The organism is Oleiphilus sp. HI0066 (genome assembly GCF_001635725.1).
This window is the reverse complement of record NZ_LWFH01001172.1, coordinates 1-1,215: the sequence shown is the minus strand read 5'-3', so window position 1 is coordinate 1,215 and position 1,215 is coordinate 1. Positions and strand designations below refer to the sequence as shown.

Annotated in this window: 1 protein-coding gene; it reads right to left on the bottom strand. The window is 44.4% G+C overall.

The genetic code is table 11. From position 1 onward, the window contains the following. Positions 1-1,215, bottom strand: a 1,215-nt coding sequence (locus tag A3738_RS15710; RefSeq protein WP_156504292.1) for an AAA family ATPase, incomplete at both ends; no start/stop codon positions are given.

Here is a 1,215-nt window from a genome sequence, read left to right as displayed (position 1 = left end):
AGTTGTAGATATCAGCACGGTTAGCAAGCATGTCCGGTACTTTGAACGCTTCCCCTGATTCGGTATAAGGGTTACCGGCCATCACTACACAGAACTTGCGGCCACGCATGTCATAGGTTTTTGTTCTGCCTTTCCAAACGCCTTCGATACGACGCGTTCCATCACAGAGTGAAATGAACTTCTGCAAGAACTCAGGATGGGTATGCTGAATATCATCCAGATACAGCATCACGTTATTACCCATTTCCAAGGCCAAGTTAAGCTTTTCCAACTCTTGCCTAGCGGTGGCGTTAGGCGCTTGCTGAGGATCCAATGACATAACGTCATGCCCCAGTGAAGGACAGTTGATCTTCATAAAGATCAGACCCAATCGATTCGCCACATATTCCATCAAGGTTGTTTTACCGTAACCGGGAGGCGAGATCATCATGAGAAGCCCCATGAGATCAGTACGTTTGTTTTCGCCCACCGTTCCCATTTGCTTAGCGAGGTTATCCCCGATCAAAGGCAAATAGGATTCGTTAATTAAACGGTTTCGAACAAACGAACTCAGCGGACGCGCTTTAAACTCTTCAAGACGCAATGCATCGCGCTCTTCTGAGATGACTTGCTGGCGAACCTTTAAGTAGTGATGATAGCTTGGTACAACCACATTGAGATGGTGAGACAGTCTCTGTAGAAAAGCATCTAAGCCAAACTGGATAGTCTGATTGGAAATTAAACGATGATCTCCCAATAAGCCTTCAATTTTAAGCTCTAGATCCACACTGCTTGTTCTGCGATTTACTTTATCGCCAACATTTAGCAGCACGATTGCTTCGGGAATATAACGTTGAAGTCGATTAGTTACGGATGCGTTATCAGAATTTCTATTTGAAGAACCTCTAGAGGCCTCATCGGCGCCTGTTTTGTCTTCTAATAGAGCATGTAACCATGCTTCCGTTAGTTTCCACTGCTCGCTTGGCAAGCCATCTAGCTTATCGAGCGATATCGCGTATTGATCCCAAGTTTTATCATCCAAAGTACGCTTTAGCTCATCCACTAAATCAATTGCGTATTGACTGCCAACAAACTCTACTTGATCGCGAGCGAGCTCTTCTACCAAATAGGATGCAGCATGTTCAATCATCAATGAATCGGTATCGATTGGATGTCTTTGAACAAACAAACCGATATAAGATCGAACCTCTTCTGATAGAAGCACCAAAGCTTTAC